The organism is Myroides gitamensis (genome assembly GCF_029894455.1).
In the GTDB taxonomy this organism is placed as follows: Bacteria; Bacteroidota; Bacteroidia; order Flavobacteriales; family Flavobacteriaceae; genus Flavobacterium; species Flavobacterium odoratum.
On the sequence record NZ_JARYHN010000001.1, the window covers coordinates 2,152,961 to 2,175,432 of the forward strand.

The 22,472-nt window shown below is 35.2% G+C and carries 15 protein-coding genes, 1 other RNA gene and 1 pseudogene; 7 read left to right on the forward strand and 10 right to left on the reverse strand.

All coding sequences use genetic code 11. From position 1 onward, the window contains the following. Positions 1–169: 169 nt before the first annotated feature. Positions 170–1,258, reverse strand: a complete 1,089-nt coding sequence (locus tag M2306_RS09510) for an anhydro-N-acetylmuramic acid kinase (protein ID WP_259190632.1) — start codon at positions 1,256–1,258, stop codon at positions 170–172. 98 nt (positions 1,259–1,356) lie between these two features. Here M2306_RS09510 and M2306_RS09515 point away from each other — a divergent pair, with 98 nt between their 5' ends. Further along, positions 1,357–2,499: an acyl-CoA dehydrogenase family protein gene (locus M2306_RS09515; protein ID WP_002990915.1), complete on the forward strand. Its 1,143-nt coding sequence runs from the start codon at positions 1,357–1,359 to the stop codon at positions 2,497–2,499. Positions 2,500–2,579: 80 nt separating this feature from the next. On the opposite strand, the gene M2306_RS09520 is transcribed toward M2306_RS09515, so the two are convergent. Next, positions 2,580–3,455, reverse strand: coding sequence for an energy transducer TonB (locus M2306_RS09520; protein WP_115089676.1), 876 nt, complete (start codon positions 3,453–3,455; stop codon positions 2,580–2,582). A 296-nt stretch (positions 3,456–3,751) separates the two neighbouring features. Here M2306_RS09520 and M2306_RS09525 point away from each other — a divergent pair, with 296 nt between their 5' ends. Further along, positions 3,752–6,193, forward strand: a complete 2,442-nt coding sequence (locus M2306_RS09525) for a hybrid sensor histidine kinase/response regulator (protein ID WP_259190631.1) — start codon at positions 3,752–3,754, stop codon at positions 6,191–6,193. 1,143 nt (positions 6,194–7,336) lie between these two features. On the opposite strand, the pseudogene fabV reads toward M2306_RS09525, so the two are convergent. From fabV to M2306_RS09555, 6 genes and pseudogenes are all read right to left on the reverse strand, one after another. Beyond that, positions 7,337–8,534, reverse strand: a pseudogene (fabV, locus tag M2306_RS09530) (enoyl-ACP reductase FabV). 258 nt (positions 8,535–8,792) lie between these two features. Further along, positions 8,793–9,902 carry a helix-turn-helix domain-containing protein gene (locus M2306_RS09535; RefSeq protein WP_259190629.1) on the reverse strand — a complete coding sequence of 370 codons (1,110 nt, stop codon included), beginning with the start codon at positions 9,900–9,902 and terminating at the stop codon, positions 8,793–8,795. Positions 9,903–9,912: 10 nt separating this feature from the next. Beyond that, positions 9,913–10,863: a helix-turn-helix domain-containing protein gene (locus M2306_RS09540; RefSeq protein WP_259190628.1), complete on the reverse strand. Its 951-nt coding sequence runs from the start codon at positions 10,861–10,863 to the stop codon at positions 9,913–9,915. A gap of 984 nt (positions 10,864–11,847) precedes the next feature. Next, positions 11,848–12,630, reverse strand: a complete 783-nt coding sequence (locus tag M2306_RS09545) for a hypothetical protein (RefSeq protein ID WP_002990899.1) — start codon at positions 12,628–12,630, stop codon at positions 11,848–11,850. Positions 12,631–12,686: 56 nt separating this feature from the next. After that, positions 12,687–15,203, reverse strand: a complete 2,517-nt coding sequence (locus M2306_RS09550) for a TonB-dependent receptor (protein WP_259190627.1) — start codon at positions 15,201–15,203, stop codon at positions 12,687–12,689. A 3-nt stretch (positions 15,204–15,206) separates the two neighbouring features. After that, entirely contained in the window at positions 15,207–16,913 is a 1,707-nt protein-coding gene (locus M2306_RS09555; RefSeq protein ID WP_259190626.1) for a M23 family metallopeptidase, read from the reverse strand. A 552-nt stretch (positions 16,914–17,465) separates the two neighbouring features. Between M2306_RS09555 and M2306_RS09560 the strand changes: the two genes are divergently transcribed. The 4 genes from M2306_RS09560 to rny all read left to right on the forward strand — a co-directional run bounded on the left by M2306_RS09560 (position 17,466) and on the right by rny (position 19,849). Further along, positions 17,466–17,756 (forward strand): coiled-coil domain-containing protein, encoded by a 291-nt coding sequence (locus M2306_RS09560; RefSeq protein WP_002990888.1) that lies wholly within the window; start codon positions 17,466–17,468, stop codon positions 17,754–17,756. 8 nt (positions 17,757–17,764) lie between these two features. Continuing rightward, on the forward strand, positions 17,765–18,064 hold the full coding sequence (locus M2306_RS09565) for a cell division protein ZapA (protein WP_115089666.1): 300 nt from the start codon (positions 17,765–17,767) through the stop codon (positions 18,062–18,064). A 64-nt stretch (positions 18,065–18,128) separates the two neighbouring features. Further along, positions 18,129–18,237: non-coding RNA, 6S RNA (ssrS, locus tag M2306_RS09570), on the forward strand. 49 nt (positions 18,238–18,286) lie between these two features. Next, positions 18,287–19,849: a ribonuclease Y gene (gene rny / locus M2306_RS09575; RefSeq protein ID WP_002990884.1), complete on the forward strand. Its 1,563-nt coding sequence runs from the start codon at positions 18,287–18,289 to the stop codon at positions 19,847–19,849. Positions 19,850–20,071: 222 nt separating this feature from the next. Here rny and xerD read toward each other — a convergent pair whose 3' ends face one another. Both xerD and M2306_RS09585 read right to left on the reverse strand, forming a co-directional pair. Beyond that, positions 20,072–20,983, reverse strand: a complete 912-nt coding sequence (gene xerD / locus M2306_RS09580; RefSeq protein WP_259190620.1) for a site-specific tyrosine recombinase XerD — start codon at positions 20,981–20,983, stop codon at positions 20,072–20,074. 88 nt (positions 20,984–21,071) lie between these two features. Further along, on the reverse strand, positions 21,072–21,713 hold the full coding sequence (locus tag M2306_RS09585; RefSeq protein ID WP_259190617.1) for an outer membrane beta-barrel protein: 642 nt from the start codon (positions 21,711–21,713) through the stop codon (positions 21,072–21,074). Positions 21,714–22,042: 329 nt separating this feature from the next. On the opposite strand from M2306_RS09585, the gene aroQ reads away from it, so the two are divergent. Beyond that, on the forward strand, positions 22,043–22,459 hold the full coding sequence (gene aroQ / locus M2306_RS09590) for a type II 3-dehydroquinate dehydratase (protein WP_115089664.1): 417 nt from the start codon (positions 22,043–22,045) through the stop codon (positions 22,457–22,459). Positions 22,460–22,472 lie beyond the last annotated feature (13 nt).

Genomic DNA, 22,472 nt, shown 5'->3' on the forward strand with positions numbered 1-22,472 from the left:
AAAATAGGGGTTACTATCCGCTATAATTAATTAATTTAAATCATTCTTTTTCAATCGCTTTCACAAAAAAAGCACCACAAAACACTTTCGTTTGAGCAAAAGCAAATCAAAGATAGGGCGTTTTTATTGTGCCAAACAAGCAGATTAACGTTTTTAAATCTCCCCTTCCTTACCAGACCGGATCAAAAATATCGTAGATAATACCCGCACTGTGATCGTATTGGGCTCCCGTAACACTAGCTAGCGTATTGACTTCATCTCTCACTTTAAGTACACCTAACAATGCAAAAATTAGCGCTTCCTTATAATTAACCAACAACGTTTGAGGAACATCAAATTGATAAGTAGGTGCGTAATAGCGAATGCGCTCCATCAAATAGGTATTAAAAGCGCCACCACCTGTTACTAAAATTTTCGCGTGTTTCAGCAAAGGAATTCCTTGTGCGATTTGCATGGCGATATGTTCCACAAAAGTTGCCAAGTAGTCTTCTGCCGTATTTGGATACAACTCAACTAACGGCTGAATATTGCTCGTTACATATTCAATTCCCAGTGATTTCGGAGGTGTTTTACTGTAATAGTCTAATCCATTCAATGCAGTTAATAAAGAATTGCATATTACTCCTTCTCGTGCTTTTTGTCCTGCTGCATCATACAATAATCCCAATTTATTTGCTTGTTCATTAAGCAATACATTCACAGGACACAAATCAAAAGCAATGCGATAGTTCAAGTGATTCTCATAGGAAACATTGGCAAAGCCACCGAGATTTAAGCAGGCATCATAGCTACTAAAAAGCAAACGATCTCCAATCGGTACTAAAGGTGCGCCCTGTCCTCCTAGCAACACATCTTGTACGCGAAAATCACACACGACTTTATGCTGAATCAAATCGGCTAAAATGGATAAATTTCCAATTTGAACCGTATACCCCAAATCTGGACGATGTAAAATCGTATGTCCGTGGGAACAAACAAAATCAATAGATTCTAAAGCGTGCTCTTGAATAAAAGCAGTAATCACTTGTGCCAAATACACCGTATATTGTTCATCCAAAACATCTAGTTCTGCTTTGTTTAAGGTAATTGCTGTTTTGAGCTTCTTTCTCCAAGCTTCCGTATACGGAATCGTTTGGCCTTGTTCAATTTCAAAGGACCACGCTCCTTGATGCAAAGACAAAGTAACATACACCAAATCTACTCCATCCAAAGAGGTGCCAGACATGATCCCGATAACTCGATATTGACTATTTTTCATAGGTATAAATTTACGCATAGTAATTGAATATTTGATATTATTCCGCTATATTTGAACTCATAAATTTTTCAGATTACAAAGCATAAAATAAACAATCAATGGATTTTAAATTAACAGAAGAACAACTAATGATTCAACAAGCTGCTCGTGATTTCGCGCACACTGAATTATTACCAGGTGTTATTGAAAGAGACGAACATCAAATTTTCCCAGCAGAGCAGATTAAGAAATTAGGAGAGCTTGGATTTTTAGGGATGATGGTTGATCCAAAGTATGGAGGAAGTGGATTAGATAGCGTATCTTATGTATTAGCAATGGAAGAAATTGCAAAGGTTGACGCTTCTACAGCTGTAGTTTTATCTGTTAATAACTCTTTAGTTTGTGCAGGTTTAGAAAAATACGCAAACGAAGAACAAAAAGAAAAATACTTAACTCAGGTAGCTTCAGGAGAAGGAATCGGAGCTTTTTGTTTATCTGAGCCAGAAGCAGGTTCGGATGCTACATCGCAAAAAACAACAGCCGTTGACATGGGAGATTACTACCTATTAAACGGAACAAAAAACTGGATTACCAATGGTAGTACAGCTTCTTTCTACATTGTAATTGCACAGACAAACCCGGAGAAGAAACACAAGGGAATTAATGCTTTTATCGTAGAGAAAGGATTACCTGGATTTGAAATTGGAGCAAAAGAGCAAAAAATGGGAATCCGCGGATCTGATACTCATACTTTATTATTCACAGACGTAAAAGTACCTAAAGCAAACAGAATTGGTGAAGACGGATTTGGTTTCGCTTTTGCGATGAACGTATTAAATGGAGGTCGTATTGGAATTGCTTCTCAAGCTTTGGGAATTGCACAAGGGGCCTATGAATTGTCTTTAAAATACGCCAAAGAGCGCAAAGCATTTGGAACAGAAATTATCAATCACCAAGCGATTGCATTTAAATTAGCTGATATGGCTACTCAAATTTCTGCAGCTCGAATGTTATGTTTAAAAGCTGCAGCTGAAAAAGATGCAGGTCAAGATATTTCGGTTTCTGGTGCAATGGCTAAATTATTTGCTTCTAAAACAGCAATGGATACAACCATAGAAGCAGTTCAAATTCACGGTGGAAATGGATACGTTAGAGAATATCATGTAGAACGTATGATGCGTGATGCTAAAATCACCCAAATCTACGAGGGAACATCTGAGATTCAAAAAATTGTAATCTCAAGAGGAATTTCAAGAGACTAATTACAACCTTTACTATACAACAAAAGCGATCCATGGATCGCTTTTGTCATTTATAAACCTATCTATCAATTTATCTCGCTTTACTGCACCTGAATCGTTATGGGTAAAGTGAATTGAGATCGTACTGTTTTATTATCCTGACGCGCAGGTTTCCATTTCGGCATGCTCTTTAATACGCGAATAGCCTCTGTACCTGTACCATATCCAGGATCACGCAATACTTTAATATCTGTGATACTACCGTCTTTTTCTACAACAAAAGACAAGATCACTTGTACTTTACGTGTATTATCTGGTACGTGTATTGCACGAAACTTAGAGATAAACATTTGGCTAAAATTAGCCATTCCTCCTAATGGCTCTGCTCTTTCAGTGGTGAAGTGAACAATCTCATTTCCCCCCTCTCTTTCATCGGTGCCTATTGTTGTACCAGTTCCATTCTCTGTTTTACCAGGCGTTTCAGTTACCAAAATACTACCCGCCGCATTCCCTTCTATTGTTGTAGTTCCAATCAAAACATCTACTAAGTTTTCTTGCTTTGCTGGTTCTTCCGTAATCTCATCTGCCGGTGCTACTTCTAAAATCGTAAATCGCTCTACATCCATACTAGAAGCAGGCGCACTCGCCTCCTCTGTTTTAGGCTCTTCTACTATTGGTTTTACTTCTTCTACTTCTTCTTTCGGCATAACCACATCAACAAGTTCTAGTGGCTCATCTAAAGGACCAAAATCACAATAAATAATTTCCCCTCCTGCAAATTCATTTTCTTCTTCAAAGAAAGAAGAAATAGCTGTTGGTGCTACAAATACAAAAGCGAATAAACACAACCCACTTCCTAAGGCTACGAGTGTGGTTCTTGGACTTTCTAGACGTAATTTGTAGGCTCCGTATTGCTTATTTCTACCTGCAAATACAATATCTAACCAATCTTTCTTAAATAAATCATTTTTTGCCATAACACACTGTTTTAATTGATTAAACCTAAACATACATTCAATGCTTCCCTCGTCATTTTAACACCTCATTCATTACATTGTTTCTACTAAAGTTAACCAATATTAATTAACATGCAAACAAAAAGTTATTTTATATTAAAATTTAACAAATAAACAAACCAAAATCAACAGATATAACAACGCAAAACAATCTATTATTTTAACATTTCAACTCCGCAAAATCATTGATTTACAAAATCCAAAAAACGAAACACAACATTTTGTACATTTGTAGTTCAATTCTAACGAGACGCAACATGAAACCCTCAAAATCGATAAAGATCAAAATCATATTCTTGTATATTATTCTACTTGGAGCTGTTTTCTTTTCGGGTTTTTACATCTATAAAGAGGCTAAAAAATTCACCTTACCAGAAGAACAAGTGGTAAAGGAAAACAATAAGATATTTCTTGTTAGTAGTACGCTAAACAACCTGTATTCTTCGGAGATATACAGCAGAAATGCCATCGTCACCGGAAACAATAAAGACATCCAAAGTTATTATTCCCATTTAGACACATTGGTAAATCAGATTGACCGAATCAAACTAACAACAACGGATCAAGCGATTCACCAGAAAATTGATTTAGTACAAGATTTATTAAAGAAGAAAAAAGTCAGCTTCAACAACATCATCAAGGCGAGAAAAGAGATTAATGAGGACCGAGATTACAGCGAAGCCATTGATAAGATTTACGACATACGCGATGAGATTGAGCGCAAAATACAACCCATCGTTATCCAGTCCAAAGAAAAAGAAAGACGCAGTGGTTGGGCGCGATTATTTAAAGGAGATCATACGGATACAATTACCAAAACCATCAATTATCCGAACGTTACTGATTCCTTAATTACTGCTATGGAAACCATCATCCTCAAAGCGCAGGAAAAGGTCAATCAACAACAGGCTACCTTATTAAAGGAGGAGCAAAAATTAGTTATAGAAAATAGAAACATTACGAATGAATTGCGTAAGATTCTCGAGAGTATCGAGCAAAACTTACTCACCCTTTCGTATCAGAATATCAATGAGTCAAAGGCACGTATTAGTACAGCTTCTACCAATATTGCCTATATTGGAGGATCAGCCTTATTTGTTATTATCATTTTAGGTTGGATTATCATTAAGGATATCAACCAAACACAGGAATATCGTTTAAAATTAGAACAACTCAACAAAGAAAGAGAGGTATTATTGCGTAGTAAGACCATGCTATTTGCAACAGTAACCCATGATTTACAAACTCCTCTAGGTAGCTTAATTGGATTTTCCAATTTACTGGAATCAACGGAATTGACTTCCAAACAGAGACAGTACCTCAACAACATACAGAGTTCAACGCAGTATATTGCAAATCTAATTAATGATTTAACTGATTTCTCTAAGTTAGAAAACAATAAAATCAGTATTCAAGAAAAAGCATTCAATCCAAAAGAATTACTAGAGAGTATCTGTGCTCCTTTGGTTCCCAATGCGGATAATAAAAAAATCAAATTAAAATGGACGGCAGATCAGGCATTAAACAATACGTTTATATCTGATCCGTATCGCCTGAAGCAAATTGTAACTAATTTAATTACAAATGCCCTGAAGTTCACCCAAAAAGGGGGTGTATTTGTGGAAGCAATTAAACTAGGCGATCAATTGCAAATTAAAGTGATTGATACGGGTATTGGTATTGAACAAAATCAAATTGAGAATATTTTCAAAGAATTTAGCCAAGCGAATGAAGGGATTGAAAAACGCTTTGGCGGTACAGGACTAGGACTTAATATATCCAAGCGTATGGTTGGCTTATTAGCAGGAGAAATAATGGTAGAGAGCATCCTAGGTGAAGGGTCGATTTTTACATTGACTTTGCCTTTGGAGGAAGCGGATGTACAAGTCAATACGCATACAACTGTACACCAGTACAAAGAACTCTTTACTGTATTGAATCAAAATAAAATCCTCGTTGTGGATGATGATAAAATTCAGCTCCAATTGATGGAAGAGCTCCTCTCTCCTCTCTTCAAACATATTGAAATTCTCAACGATTCGTCTGAAATCGAAACGATTTTAGAGCAGGGTAGTTATGATGTTATTCTGAGTGATATTCAAATGCCAAAAATGGATGGTTTTGAAATGATTCAGCTTGTACGTGCCAATCCAAAATACCGCGAGATTCCTATCATCGCGCTATCTGGTAAACGCGACCTTACGTTAGAGGATTTCACCAGTGCTGGATTTACTTCCGCACATCAAAAACCGATTCAGCTGCAGGAGCTATTGACACTTATCACTCAACTCTTGCATCCTGATCATACCATTGAATGGGATACCACATCGAATACGGTGCTTTCGGATGAAAAACCTGCACATTTGTATGACATCAACCAAATCAAGCAATTTATTGGAGAAGATAGTGCTGCTTTACGCAAATTTGTTGTCATTTTTGTGGATAGTACACAAGAGAATGTACTCGATTTGAATTACGCAAAAGATGATTTCGATTATGATACCATCAGCAATATCGCACATAAAATGTTACCGATGTTCAAACAGTTACAAATCAATCATCTTGTACCTGCCCTAGAGAAACTAGAAGATAAAACCATTGAGTTCCAAACAAAAGATGATCTAGCGCAATACATACAAACACTGTCTCAACAAATTCAAGAGGTAGTTCAGGATTTACAAGAGAAATATTTGGGGTGAGACGATGAGAGGGTGTGGTGGTGAGATGATGAGGCGATGAGATGATGAGGCGATGAGACGGTGAGCAAAATTCCCAAAGCAATTGGAGAGAAAAAATGAGAAAAGGGAGAGAAGTAAATTTTCGATTAAAACAGGATACCTTCTTTAATCGATAAATCCTACGATTTCACGAAAAAGCAAAAAAGCAACCTACAACTTCACAAACTTCACAAAGAACACCCCCTTTCTTTTTTAAAGGGTAAAAAAGAAACAAAAACCCCTTCAACTAACCCAAATAAAGGTCAAATTAGTTTTTAAGGCTGAAAATAAAAGAACTCGCTACGCTCAAACACCTTTTATTTTTACAGCCTTTTCAAACATTTGACGCTCTTTATTTGACTTACGTTGGGGCTAAATTGTCTTTTGTAAAGGTATTTTGCGCTTTTATGCAACATTCTTCTTTAATCGATAAATCTCACAACTTCACGAAAAAGCAAAAAAACAACCTACGATTTCACAAACCTCACAAAAAGCACCCCTTTCTTTTTTAAAGGGTAAAAAAGAAACAAAAACCCCTTCAACTAACCCAAATAAAGGTCAAATTAGTTTTCAAGGCTGAAAATAAAAGAACTCGCTACGCTCAAACACCTTTTATTTTTACAGCCTTTTTAAACATTTGACGCTCTTTATTTGACTTACGTTGGGGCTAAATTGTCTTTTGTAAAGGTATTTTACGCTTTTGTGCAACATTCTTCTTTAATCGATAAATCTCACAACTTCACAAAAAAGCAAAAAAACAACCTACGATTTCACAAACTTCACAAAGAGCACCCCTTTCTTTTTTAAAGGGTAAAAAAGAAACAAAAACCCCTTCAACTAACCCAAATAAAGGTCAAATTAGTTTTCAAGGCTGAAAATAAAAGAACTCGCTACGCTCAAACACCTTTTATTTTTACAGCCTTTTCAAACATTTGACGCTCTTTATTTGACTTACGTTGGGGCTAAATTGTCTTTTGTAAAGGTATTTTGCGCTTTTATGCAACATTTCTCTTTAATCGATGAATCTCACAAAAAACAAACCTCACAAAAAACAAACCTCATTATCTATATCCTAAAAAAAAAGTCGATGGAATTCCATCGACTTTTTTTCATTCTTCTATTTTCTTATTTGATACTTGGTACATCAACTAATTCATTGGTTTCAACATTGTAATCTACATCGTCGAATTCAAATCCAAATAAATTAAAGAAGTCTTTTCTGTATCCTTCTAAATCTGAAATCTCATTGATATTCTCTGAGTTGATTTGCTCCCAAAGTTTAGCTACTTCTGCTTGAACATCTTCTCTCATTTCCCAGTCGTCTACTCTGATTCTTCCTTCAGTATCTAACCCTATTTGGTTTAGCTGCATATAAACGATCGTCAAATAAGCGGTACATTTGCTCAATACATCCTTCGTGAATATTTTTCTCTTTCATCACTTTGTACAATAAAGAGATATATAAAGGCACTACAGGAATTGCTGAACTTGATTGCGTTACTAACGCTTTGTTTACAGATACATACGATACTCCGTGTAAATCTGCTAACAAATTATTGATTGTAGGAACAGTTGCTTCTAAATCATTTTTAGCCATACCAATTGTTCCGTTTCTATAAATAGGGTAAGTTAACTCAGGCCCGATGTAAGAATACGCTACTGTTTTTACGCCATCTGCTAAAACACCTGCTGCTTTTAAGTCTTCCATCCAAAATTTCCAATCTTCTCCTCCCATTACTGCGATTGTATTATCAATATCGCTTTGTTCTGTTACAGGATCAATTGTAATATTAGATACTACACCTGTATGGAAATCAACGGTCTTATTAGAGAAAGGTTCATTGATTGGCTTTAAAACTGAAGCATAAGCTACTCCTGTTTTTGGGTGTGTACGTCTAGGTGAAGCTAAACTATATACCACTAAATCTACTTGACCTAAATCTTGTTTGATCAATTCGATTGTTTGTTTTTTAATCTCATCCGAGTATGCATCACCATTGATGCTTTTTGCATACAAACCTGCTTTTGCAGCTTCTTGTTCAAATGCTGCTGAATTATACCAACCTGCAGTTGCTGGACGGCCTTCTGTAGCTGACTTTTCGAAAAACACACCTATAGTAGCTGCGTCAGAACCAAAAGCTGTAGCTATACGTGATGCCAATCCAAAACCAGTAGAAGCACCAATTACAAGTACTTTTTTAGGTCCATTCGCTATTTTTCCTTTCGATTGAACATAGGCTATTTGTTGTTTAACATGCGCTGCACATCCTTCAGGATGAGACGTTAAGCAGATAAATCCACGAGTTCTAGGTTGTATAATCATTCTTTCTATTTTTTTACTTTACTACGCTTGTAAATTATTTTTCTATTATCAATTGAAATCTTCAATGCTAATACAAATATAAACAACTCTTTTTATATGCAAATGAAATAGTGAGGAGAAATGAAGTTGAGTACTTGTGGAGGGTGTTTTTTTGTTTTTGTAAAGGCGTACAGTTGTCTTTTTGCTTTTTTATAAGCAAAGTCAAATTATCTTTAGTTATAAAAAACAAAGAAACAGAAAAGCAAAAAATAAATCGTTTTATCGATTCTCTAGAACATTTGTAATATACTCAGAAGGCGATACCCCTTCATACTTTTTAAATGCTCTAAAAAAAGAAGTACGGGAATTAAACCCACACTCATCCCCTAGCTCGGAAACAGAGATATCGAAATTTCTTTTCTCAAGTAATTCCTTTGCATATTCAACACGTAATTTATTGACATACGCATTAAAATTCATGCCATACATGGTTGAAAAGAACTGCGATAAATGGTGCTTGGCAATTTTACTTTCGCGCTCCAGGTCGTCCAACGTAAAACTGAGTTTGAGATACGACTTTTTATCTTCTAATACTTGTTCTACTTTCACCTTATAAGCAAGTAAAACGTCTTCTGCTAATTTTGATTTTTCATATTTCAACAGCGCTTGATCATCACCTGTGGATTCATCGCTTAATTCAGCTTCTGATACAGGTACAACTTTAACGTATTTCAACCTCACCATATAGTAATTAAAAATCACCACAGAGAAACACAATAAAGCGAGATAAGTAACAGATAAGTCGTAATACAAGACGTTATTATAAAAAACAACACCTAATGAAACTAAGGCCATAAAAATCATGATCCACATAACGCGGAGAATCAATAGACGGACGCTATTATTCAGCATCAACTTATTAATCTTGAAATAACCTGTAAAAGCATACCCTACATATTGCAATACCTCAACTGAATAAAGTACAATTAAATACCCATAGGCTTCCTGATCATTCATATCGACTTCTTTACTCAAAAAGAACCCATAAAAGGCGAGTAAAATAATCGTCGGGATAAAATGCAAGATAAAAAAGGGATACCGTTGTACATGCCCTGTTTTCTTCACTTCTTCAGAAAGCAAAACCAAGCAACAATAAAATGTAGGTGCATACGCTGTATTTAACGGCAATCCTAAACTCAGAAACCTATCATCTGGTACTGCCAATCTCAAACAGAGGATTGTAACAATATGCAGAACAAAAAACAGCAAAAAAACATGAAGTATTTTTTGCGTTTTTGTCGTTGTCGTCAAAGTTCGATTGACAATAAATGAAATACTGCCAAAGATAATTGTTGCTGTTAATACAATTAAGTTGAAATAAAATTCCATACTAATAATACTAAGCTATTTGACTGCGATATACCGATGGTGTTTTTCCAACAAAAAGTTTGAAATATTTATTAAAGGTTGATTTTGAGCTAAAACCACATTCTTCAACAATGGCTTCAATGGTCAAATTATTGCGCTCTTGCAAAAGTTCTTTTGCATGTAAGATTCTATATTGCGCAACCATATGATAGAAAGAAGAGTTTAATTGGTGATTAATCACGGTTGAAACTTCTTGCTTGCTCAATCCAACTGCATCAGCTAAATCTTCTAAAGAGAATGAATTAGCCAGGAATTCGTCACTTGTTTCGAAGAAATCAACAATTGTTCTTTCTTTATCTTCCACTACATAGCTATAGGATTGGATATCTGCTTTATTAACCATAAAAGCAGGCACTTGATCTAGAATTGTTTTATTCGCTCCATTGATGTTTACTAAACTCAATAAACTAAACAACAAAACTAAAACCGATAATCCCGTTTGAAAGAATACATATTCCACACCAAAATCAGCATAGATATAAGTAACCAAAAAGAAAATTGTTTTAGCAATTAAACACGCAATCATGTAATTGCAGAAAAAACCGATAAACCCTAAAATACTCTGATTTGCTGAAGAAGGTTTGATGGTCTTTACTTCTTTATATATCAACATCAAGTATGTTAATACATAAGCAAAGATTAGCGATCCGATGTATTTAAACGGGAATAAACTCGGCAATAAAATCACGAGAATAACCACGCTAAAATGCAGCACGAATTCACCGGCTGACGGTTCTACATGGCTTGCCGTTTTTCTTGTAAAGAAATACAATAGCGGAATAGCTAAATGAATAAAGTTTAGATTTACACCTAAGCAAATCACAACCAGCTGAATAAGAGATATTGCTAAAATACTTTTAACAATGCTCTCGAAGTTAAAATGGCCTCTTAAAGAACCATCGAATGTTTTAATTAGTTTCATAATGTTAGTGGTGATGATGTATTAATATTAATACCTCTACCCTCACATATTGCGTCGTGACAATACTGCATAGCAATACAGGCACGATTCTCTATTAAGTGGGGACTTAAGATAATAGATGTTCGCCTATTACTACTTTTTTTACTTTCGTTTAAAGCGTGACAAAATTATTATTTATTTTTTAGATTAACATATATTTTAACATTACAAAATGAGATTTACACAATCTGCACCTATTCGCATTTTACCTTTTATAATAGTTAATTTCTCAAGACAAAACACCCAAAGTCATTAAACAATTTCATCAAATAATTCATATTATCATATTAATTTATATCCATTTAATACAATAAATACAACTGTTTACGCGATTAACTGTATATTTCCTTCTAGCTACCCTCTTACTTCCCTCTTTTTTTTCGCTCTTTCCTCCAGAAAAAAAGGCTAGACTAGTTATTCCAATACTAAAATCTCATTTCGTATACATCTAAGACTACAAAGTGTAAAAAAAGTCACATTATTATTTTATTTCACACACAAAAACACAAAAAATGACAAGAAATAAATCAAAAACACACACAATAAAAAGAGAATAATTTATTTTTATGTTTAAAATAAAAACAGAAGCGCGATTAAAAGTTAAAAACAATATAGTTTCATTAATTTTAATTTCATTTAATTTTCTTATCCATTTAGCGACTTTACTACTTGAAAGAGTTTTATTTTTTACAATATTCACTTAATGAGAATATTATCCTTTAATTGAGTTACAAACCGATTTGAAACGCTACAACCCTTTTTACGCTTTTATGTTCGTATTCCTTTAGGCCTATCTCTCCTTAACAAGCTCATTTCCTTTGATTACAGCTTCTTACTTTCCTTTTTCATATCAAAGGATAGCCTCAGAGATTTCTTCCGTATACCGTATAAAAAATGCCCCCAAGATACTTAAGCATCTTGGGGGCATAATATTTATTTATTTTTTTACAATACTTCTTCTGTAGGAGGTGTCTCTGTTGTTTCTTCTACGCTTACTATATTCAACGGATCGTAACTTTTAACTTCCCAGGTAGGATCTGTCAAATCAATGTAAAAATAATTGACGTTGTCATTTTTGTCAAAAGCTCCATTTTTATTAATGTCTTCAATCGTTCTAAAATACAATCGATTTTGCACATCAATTACGGTCCAATCTAATAGTTCTTGTAAGTAAGGGCTTAATTTCTTGAACTCTTTCCCACTACTCTTACTGATGTACAACGTTTTGATATCATTAGAATCAATTTTACCATCACGATTGGTATCTGCATCAAAAACATTATAGACCAAGATATTTTTTTTCAATTTTTCTGCGATGGTATTCAAATACACCACTGATTGAATTTGGATTTTCTTGTTTGTCAAGGGTCTAATCTCCAAGGAGTCTTTATGTTGAAACATCAGGTTTTCTAAATACCCTGTAATTTCAAATGGAACGTAATTGGAAACAGTATACGAAAATTGATTTACCTTACTCGTTCCGTACTTACTTGGACTAGCATATACTCTTACTTCTCCAACGGGGTGAATTAAATAGGAAGAACTACCGACAACCAAAGGTAAATCAGCAATTCTGATATCTTCTGTTTTTTCTTTAACTGCTTCTTGTTGTTCTGGTGTTTCTACCTCATCCTTATAGATTACTTTTGGCTTTTCCTCTTGTCCTTTACAAGAAAAAAACAACACAGCGGAAAAAACACTTACTATTAAACCTACTTTTGTTTTCATTCTTTTCACTATTGATGATTCAAAGATACGTTTTTTACAAATGCTCTGCGAAAAAATTAAAACGTTAGAGCGACTTTAATATTGAATGTTCGATTGGTCATATAATTTGGTATAGCATACTCTTTATTACTGCTGAGATCTCTAATCCAGGTATTGGTAATTGCATTGTCAAAATTAAATACGTTATACACCTCTATTCCCACTTGTAAATGATCAATTCCCTGTAACCAACGACTATCTTGACCAATGGTTTTGTCTTTGAATACATAATTGAAACCAATATCTGCTCGTTTGTAATCGCGTAATCTACCTTGGTATAAATAAGGATCAACATAAGCTGGTGAACCTCCAGGTAATCCTGTATTATATACCGCATTCAGGTACAACCTCAGATTGGGAATAGAAGGAACATAATCTTGGAACAACAAGCCAAACTTCAGTCGTTGATCGGTTGGTCTTGCGATATATCCTTTATTTTGGTAATTTTCTTCTGTTTTCATATAACCAACACTCACCCAAGATTCCGTACCATTAATAAACTCTCCGTACAAACGCACATCTGCACCATATACATACGCTTTCGCATCGTTGTTAGCTACATAGCGCATACGCACATTATCTAACGTATAAATATTAGCGTCTTGTATATTTTTATAATACACTTCCGATTGCATGCGGAAATTTCTTTCCCACAATTTAAATTGATAATTATGCCCTAAAACAACAACCCAAGCTTTTTGTGCTTTTAAATCTGGATTTAATTCTCCATCAAATCCTCGGTACTCTCGATATGAGGGTGGCTGTTGATATAATCCCATGGCTAGTGTAAACAGCATCTCTTTCTCCCAGTTACTAGGTTCAAAAGCGATTTGGGCTCTTGGACTCACCACTACTTTTCCTTTCTCACTTTCAGACATCTTCCACCATTGCATACGAGCACCCGCATTCAGCGTAATTTTGGCCTTGTCTGTATACAGCGCTTTATTCCATTCTCCATACGCCATGAATCGATTGATATCCACGTTATGCTGTGTATGAAGCGTTGCATACGGATGTATATTCGGCAAAACATAGCCCAAGGAATCCATTAACTCCCATTCAGACAAGCGATCTTTGATATTTTCTCTGGTATATTTCACTCCCCAATGCAACGAAGCGTCGCCGTCTTGTATTAGATGTTTTCCTTTTACTTCTGCACTTACCGCTAAGGCATCATAATTATTTCGAGCATGAGAAAACTGAGAAGCTACTCCTTTCCTGATTGGGGCAGGTCGTTCAATATCTGATCCAAAAAGAGGATCCGAATCATTTTCTTGTTGATCAATTAATAAATAAGAAGCTTCTATATCGTAATACTCTTTTTCTTGGGTGTGATAAGCGGAAATAATTGCTTCTAATTTGTTATTTGTATCCCAAGCATAAGTTGATGTAAAAGCACCAAACAAGGAACTGTATTTATCCTCCTCTTTTCCGTCATACAACACCGTCACATTAGACACGTTATTATAAGCTCCAAAAGACACATCTGCTCGATTGGGTTCATATTTATAGTGATTTCCGGTAATATTCCCTAAAAAGCTAAAATTCCAATGGTCGTTTACTGTATAATTCACTACCGTTTGTGCATCCATAAAATAAGGCTTATAGTAGCCATCATCATCGTTTCGATTCATCAGCAAGCGATTGTTGTGATAACGCATGCCCAGCATAGCGGTTAAGGACTTATCCTTAGAAACTAAATCTACCGTTGCTCCTGCTCCCAAAAAACTCGCTTGTAGATAGGCTTTATTTTCCTTGGGCTTGCGATAAGTAATATCCAAAACTGAAGACATTTTATCGCCATATCTCGCTTTAAATCCACCTGCTGAAAATGAAATATCTTCTACCATGGTCGGATTGATAAAGCTCAATCCTTCTTGTTTACCAGAACGCACTAAAAAAGGGCGATACATCTCCACGCCATTGACATAGATCAAGTTCTCATCAAAACTTCCACCACGCACCGTATATTGACTACTCAACTCATTGTTGGAGTTTACTCCTGCCAATGTAGTTAATACCGTTTCTAACCGATTCGTTGTAGCTGCTGCTGGTGCAATATCCGACAAATTCACACTGGATAAATCTCGTTCAAAACCTCCTTTGGGTGTTACTATCGTAATATTTTCTAATACTTGTTCCTGTTTTTTAGGTTCTTCTTTCAGTACTTGAATTGTTTTTTCTCGTTCTTCTTTTGAGGGTGCAATACAATCAAAAACAACCGATTCTACTTTCTTATTCGTAAAGTCTATTTGCTTTCCTTGTTGGCATTGCAATGAACGTGGTAGCGCTACATAAACTTTGTCGACTTGAGGGAATTCCAAGGAGAATTTTCCTTTTTCATCTGTAACAACCATCCCTAACACTGCTTGATCATCTATGCGTTTACCATGGTAAACCGTGATTGTTATATTGGGAATCCCCTTCTTGTTGTTGCTATCCAAGACCGTCCCCTTCAGCACAACAAGCTCTTGAGCATATAGGCATACGCTCAATAAAAAAACAAGTATTGTAATTCCCAATCGATGTATCATCTGTTATTTTCTAAAAAAATGTGTGGTATAAGTTGCTTCGTTATTCATGTTATCCGTCACTTTGATCACTACGTCATTGCGCCCAGAAGTCACGACTCCGTCACGGAATAAATGTACTATTTTTTTTGTTTTATAATCGTAGTCCAACAACATCCATTTCCCGTTAATACTTCCTTCAATCGTATTAATTCCCGTATCTATATCTTGTATCAAAAAAGAAATGCTGTCCGCATTACTCAACCAATCTCCTTCTTTGAAACTCGGTTGATAAATCTTAGGTGGTGTCGTATCGATACCGTAGGAGTAATTTCCTAGTTTTTTGGTGTAAATCGTAAATAGTTTTCCTTTTTTATGTGTCTTTACATAGGACTTACTACCATTAGCTCCGAGTTGTGCCAAATAGGCTTTTTCTAATTCTGCATCTGTCAATCCAAAATTACTCATATCCACTGTCAGTGTCATATTTTTAAAACCTGCTACAACATCTTTGTGCAAGGTGACTACTTTATCTTTAGCATTAAAGATAAAGGTAAAGTCTTGGTAAAACGTATTGGCTGGAATACTTACACTTGCGAAATCCTTTTCGAAAATAAATTCTTTCGTTGAAACAAGATCATAACGATCACCTTCCGTGACATCCATACTATCCACACGAGCTACAAAATCATCCGCATACGTAACGGGAATTTCAATGGTTGTTTGATTGCCATGATAATCCGAAGCTACTATTTTATACGTATAGCTCTCTCCTGGTTTTACGGTTAAAATCCCTTGATTTCCTTTGTCTACTTTTAATACAGATAAAGGATACGGAATTTCAACAAACATTTTTTGCACCTTGGCTTTGGTGCGTTTTACTCGTCCATAATCCACTAGTGCATTAACAAAGCCTGTTTCACTAAACGTAAATGTATCAAATTGATAGCTGAAGCTTGGTGTACCATTAATAAAAGTTTCCACCTTATAAACGCCATTCTTATTTGAATTATTATTAGCGGTATCATGCATATCAATACCGAAACTAATTTTTCCTTTGGCTGTAATAGGATCCGCTACTAAGACACCATTGCGCATTTTGTAAGCCAACTGCACGGGGCTAATATTTTTATTGATGGTTGCCTCCGCGGAAATAGGATAAGCATAAACCGCATTCACTGTTGGGGCTTCCGTATCAATTAACATCTCTTTCATTCCTTTACTCAAAGGATTGATGATGGCTTGGGTTTTTGTATCGCGAAATTCGTAGTGTAAATGAGGTCCACCAGAACCACCTGTATTTCCAGTATAAGCGATAATATCACCTTTTTTTACGGGGATTTCATTGCGTTTTGGAAAGATTTCAATTTCAAATATGCGTTGTTTATAATGTGTATCAAACACGCGTTTCGCAATTGCTCCTTCATAGCCGTTTAAATGACCATACACCGTAGTCATTCCATTAGGATGATCAATATACAAGGCTTTACCATAGCCCCAAGTTGAGACTTTGATTCGAGAAACATATCCATCCGCAGGGGCATAAACGGGTAATCCAATGCGTTGTTGCGTTTTAATATCCAATCCAGAATGAAAATGACTTCCTCTTAATTCTCCAAAATTACCAGAAGCATTAATGGGAATATTCAGGGGATTAGCAAATTCTATAGATTGAGATTGTCCAAAAGCAAACAAGGCAGAGCAAACAAAAAAACCAGTTAAACTCTTTTTCATATTTTATAATTTATTGCTAAAATAAAGAATAATCTAAAATTGGCGAACCCTTTTCTGCAAATAATAGACTTCTGTTAGACAAGATGCGAAATCCCCCTTCTTATTTTCTCCAAAGCTGCCGTTATTGGTTCATTTTGTACTTAAACTGTTTTATTAACTGCATTCATCTTCAGTTGTCGCTAAAAATAAATGGACATTTTGTTCGAACCAAGGTTGGGTTTCGTCCGAGTTTCGTTCGCAAAACAGCCTGTTTCTCGTAGGGGCACACAAGGAGATTCAAAGGACATCGAAAGAAGGTAAAAATAGAGCACAGTAAACAATTAGCACGATCAAAAAAGCGGGATATCGTGTTTTAGAAGTACAACTCCTTTTTGCCTATTGAAGTAAAGTGATGATTCTTACTAATTTCCATTCAAAAAACAGATTATACATTCATTAGTTAGTTATTAAACAATTTCCTATCCATTCACTCGAACTTTTCACAGAAAATATTTTAAAATCTAAATACTAATTGTAACTTTGTAAAAGAATAGTGAATATTTATTTTGTGACATGAGTGAACTAACGGACATAATTAATGCATTGGAAGTAAAGTTTGCCAAACTTGTACAGCGATTAGATCAATTGGAAGCGGAGAACAATACGCTTAAACAACATTTAATTGAGGCGCAGCAAGAAATACAGCAAAATGAGCATCAATTAGATGATATTTATAAAAAATATGAATCTCTGCAATTAGCCAATTCACTATTGGGCAGTGACGAAGGAAGAAAAGATACGAAACTCAAGATAAATTCATTGATAAGAGAGATTGACAACTGTATCGCTCAACTCAGTAAATAAAGCTAGCTATGAGTCAAAATGAACAACTAAAAATCAAGATATCGATAGCTGATCGCGTCTATCCGTTAACGGTAACGTATGCGCAGGAAGAAGCATTGCGTTCAGCATCAAAGAAGATTGATATCATGATTAATCAGTTTGAGGAGAGCTATGCGGTAAGAGATAAGCAAGATGTTCTGGCGATGTGTGCTTTACAATTAGCTTCACAGACGGAACAGAAAACAATTGATAAGTCTGAGAATTACAGTAAAGCTGTTGATCGCTTGGTTCGATTAGATGAGGCTTTAGACCGTATACTTTCGAAATAAAACGTTCTTATTTAAAGGAAAAACTAAAAAAGATACTGCTCACATTAGTAAACCGTTTTGATAAACTCAACACTAACAAATTAAAATGGGTGAATCATTGCTACTAAAGCATGCTGCATTTATGCAGATCCTTGAACAGCAAGCTAACCCAAAACTTGTTTAAATCAGAGTTTATGCAACTCTACTGATGTGGGCTTTTTTTTATATAATTATAAAACACATATGGATATACTATTTATTGTTGGAGGAGTTTTAGTAGGTGGGAGCATAGGTTTTGCTATCGCAAAATACCTAGAAAAAAACCATGCTTCATCTGTTTTACAAAACGCTAATAATGAAGCTAAGACAATTATACGCGACGCAAAAACGGAAGGAGAATCTATTAAAAAGGAGAAAATTCTTCAGGCAAAAGAAAAATTTATTGAGCTAAAAGCGGAGCATGAGCAAGTGATTTTAGCACGCGATAAGAAGATGGCTGAGGCAGAAAAGAGAACGAGAGATAAAGAATCTCAGATTTCTAATGAACTATCAAAAGCGAAGAAAGCAGCAGAAGAAAGCGAAAAAATCATCAAAGATTACGATGTTAAGCTTGAACATATAGAGAAAAAACAAGAAGAAGTTGATCGCTTACACCGTACACAGGTTGAGCAATTAGAAATTATTTCTGGTTTAACTGCTGAAGAAGCAAAGAATCAAATCATTGAAAGCTTAAAAACAGAAGCGAAAGCAGACGCAATGTCGTACATTCAAGATACGATTGAAGAAGCGAAATTAACTGCACAACAAGAGGCGAAAAAGATTATCATCAATACGATTCAACGTGTAGGTACAGAAGAGGCAGTAGAAAACTGTGTATCTGTATTCAACATTGAATCAGACGATGTAAAAGGTAGAATTATTGGTCGTGAAGGGCGAAACATTAGAGCGATTGAAGCAGCTACTGGAGTTGAAATTATTGTAGATGATACACCAGAAGCAATTATCCTTTCTTGTTTTGATCCAGTAAGACGTGAGATTGCGAGATTATCGCTACACCGTTTGGTAACAGATGGACGTATTCACCCTGCTCGTATTGAAGAAGTTGTTGCTAAAACAACCAAACAAATTGAGGAGGAGATCATTGAAATTGGAAAAAGAACGGTTATCGATTTAGGAATTCACGGGTTACACCCAGAATTGATTAAAATCGTTGGACGTATGAAATATAGATCGTCTTACGGTCAAAACTTATTACAACACTCGCGCGAAGTTGCTAAATTATGTGGTTTAATGGCTGCTGAATTAGGATTGAACGTGAAATTAGCGAAACGTGCAGGATTACTTCACGATATTGGTAAAGTGCCTGAAACAGAAAGCGAATTACCACACGCAATCTTGGGTATGCAATGGGCAGAGAAATTTGGTGAGAAACCAGAAGTTTGCAACGCCATTGGAGCACACCACGATGAAATTGAAATGACGACATTAATTGCACCAATCATTCAAGTTTGTGATGCTATTTCTGGAGCAAGACCTGGAGCAAGAAGACAAGTATTGGATTCTTACATTCAACGTCTAAAAGACTTAGAAGGTATTGCCAATGAATTTGGAGGAGTGAAAAACTCTTACGCTATTCAAGCAGGTAGAGAATTACGTGTAATTGTGGAGAGTGAAAAAGTATCAGATGAAATGGCAGCTACATTGTCTTTCGATATTTCACAAAAAATTCAAACTGAAATGACTTACCCAGGTCAAGTGAAAATTACCGTTATTAGAGAAACAAGAGCTATTAACATAGCGAAATAATACTAAAAAAGGCGAAAGATAATCTTTCGCCTTTTTTTATTTTGTTTTTGTTTTTGCTGTTTTGATTTTGCTGTTTTGATTTTTGTAAAATACTCAATTATAGAAAAACCACTCTTAACTCTCAACTCTTAACTCTTAACTCTTAACTCTCAACTCTCAACTCTTAACTCTTAACTCTTAACTCTCAACTCTTAACTCTCAACTCTTAACCCTTAACCTAACTCACTGCCTACTTCTAGGATGATACCTATCCATTACGCCTTTTAACTTCTCTCTACTAATATGCGTATAGATTTCTGTCGTTAAAATTGATTCATGTCCCAGCATCAATTGTATCATTCGAATATCCGCTCCATTTTCCAGCAAATACGTTGCAAAGGAATGCCTAAAACTATGTGGGCTGACATTCTTTTGAATATTGGCTTCTTGGGCAGCTTGCTTGACAATAGTAAAGATCATCGCTCTCGTTAGCCGTCCTCCTCTTCGATTTAAAAATACAATATCCGTATCTTCTTTTTTGACCTGCATCTGATTTCTAATCGATTGCTTATACATCGTAATAAGTTCCATTGTATCTGGATCTATGGGAACAAATCGATGTTTGCTTCCCTTACCTATTACTCGGATAAAGCCTTCCTCAAAGAACAAATCACTCAAGCGCAGGTTGACTAATTCGCTTACGCGTAATCCACAGCTATACAATAGTTCCATCATCACCTTATTGCGATACCCTTCGTTTGTAGAAAGATCTAATGTAGCTAACATGGCGTCAACTTCCTCCATAGCCAAGACCTCTGGTAGTTTACGGCCTAGTTTGGGAATTTCTAGTAGATCTGTAGGAGCTTTTTCAATTTGTCCATCGACAAGTAAAAAAGTAAAAAAACTCTTTACCCCTGAGATAATACGCGCTTGTGAAGTAGGTGCTAAAACCGTAGACAATTGATAAACAAATTCATTAACATGAGCTGGCGTAACATTTTTTGGTGCTACCTCTATTTCACTATGGCTTAAAAACTGAACAAATTTCAACAAATCCAACTCATAACTTTCGATTGAATTCTCTGCTAGTCCCCGTTCTAATTTTAAATAATGGATATAAGATTGTAGGGTATTTTGCCAGATTTTAGTGCTCATTTTCTCTTGATTCGTTTCATTCAAAGATAAAAAAAAGAGCTTCAAAACTGAAGCTCTTTCTTGTATTCTATTATTTACCGTTCTGCGATTAGAATTTGTATACTAATCCGAATGTAGCGTTATCAAAGAAGTTATTGAAAACGTTTAAGTTAGCATCTGTATTAGAAATACTTCCTTGTTTAACTCCATCCTCTTTTACATCATAATTACTATAGCTAAATACATTCCCTAAAGCAAAAGTAACAGCCAATTTCTCTGTAACGAAATAGTTGAATCCTAAATCGATACCTGCAGCAATTCCAGTTTCTTTGTATTTAATATCAGAAACTTTATTTTCTTGATATCCTACTCCAACTTCAGCATACGTTTTGAAACGGTTACCAAGTTCTAAGAAGTAGTAACGAGCAAATGCCCCAGCGAATAATGTTGTTCCAGTAACGTCATCTGCTAACACATCAGATTGTAAAAAACCTTTTCCAAATCCTAAAGAAGCTCCAACAGCTACTTTATCAGATAAAAAATATCCAATTTTAGGATTAAATTTATAGTGTGTCATTTTTTGTTTGTCACCAGATTCTGAATCTTTAACAACACGGTCAGAAATTTGAAAACTTCCTTCAATCATGAAATTTCCTTCTTGGAAACCATACGTTGGTTTTTCTTTTTCTTGAGCGTTAGCTGTGAATCCAAAAGCAGCAACAGCTACTAACGATAGTACTAATTTTTTCATATTCATTAATTTTTTTCTATTAACTGAGTACGAAATTAAGGCATCCCGCCACAATAAGGCGTTTATTTAATAAAAATATAACATTAAAGAAACATTGTAAATTTAAAAAATTAACATGAGATTGTAAATCAATCAGTTATTACATTGCGACAAATAGTTAACATTTAGTTAATTCCAGTAAATATTCCTTTTCACAAGTCTTAAAAAAATTAAGAGCCTCAAAATGAGAGGAAACTAAAATCCCCTCTTCATTAAATATTCATCTTTCATTTGTTTAATCAACCTGAATATTAAATATCTTTGTTCTACTGTTCCACTAAATTGAAAGCATGAAAATTCTAATACTCAATGGGCCCAATCTAAATTTATTAGGTAAACGCGAGCCAACTATTTATGGAAACACGAGTTTTGAGGCTTATTTTGAGCAATTACAACGTGAGTTTCCCGCTGTTGAACTGGATTATTTTCAATCCAATAGTGAGGGTATATTGATTGACAAATTACACGAAGTTGGTTTTACCTACTCGGGTATTGTTTTTAATGCAGGCGCTTACACACATACTTCTATTGCTTTAGGAGATGCTATTGCGGCGATCGATACTCCTGTCATTGAAGTACATATTTCCAATACACATGCCCGTGAAGAATTTCGTCATACGTCTAAATTAGCGGCTCACTGCCAAGGAGTGATTCTTGGATTTGGTTTAAAAAGTTACGCCCTAGCCCTTCATGCTTTTCAAGATTAATGTATAAAAATGT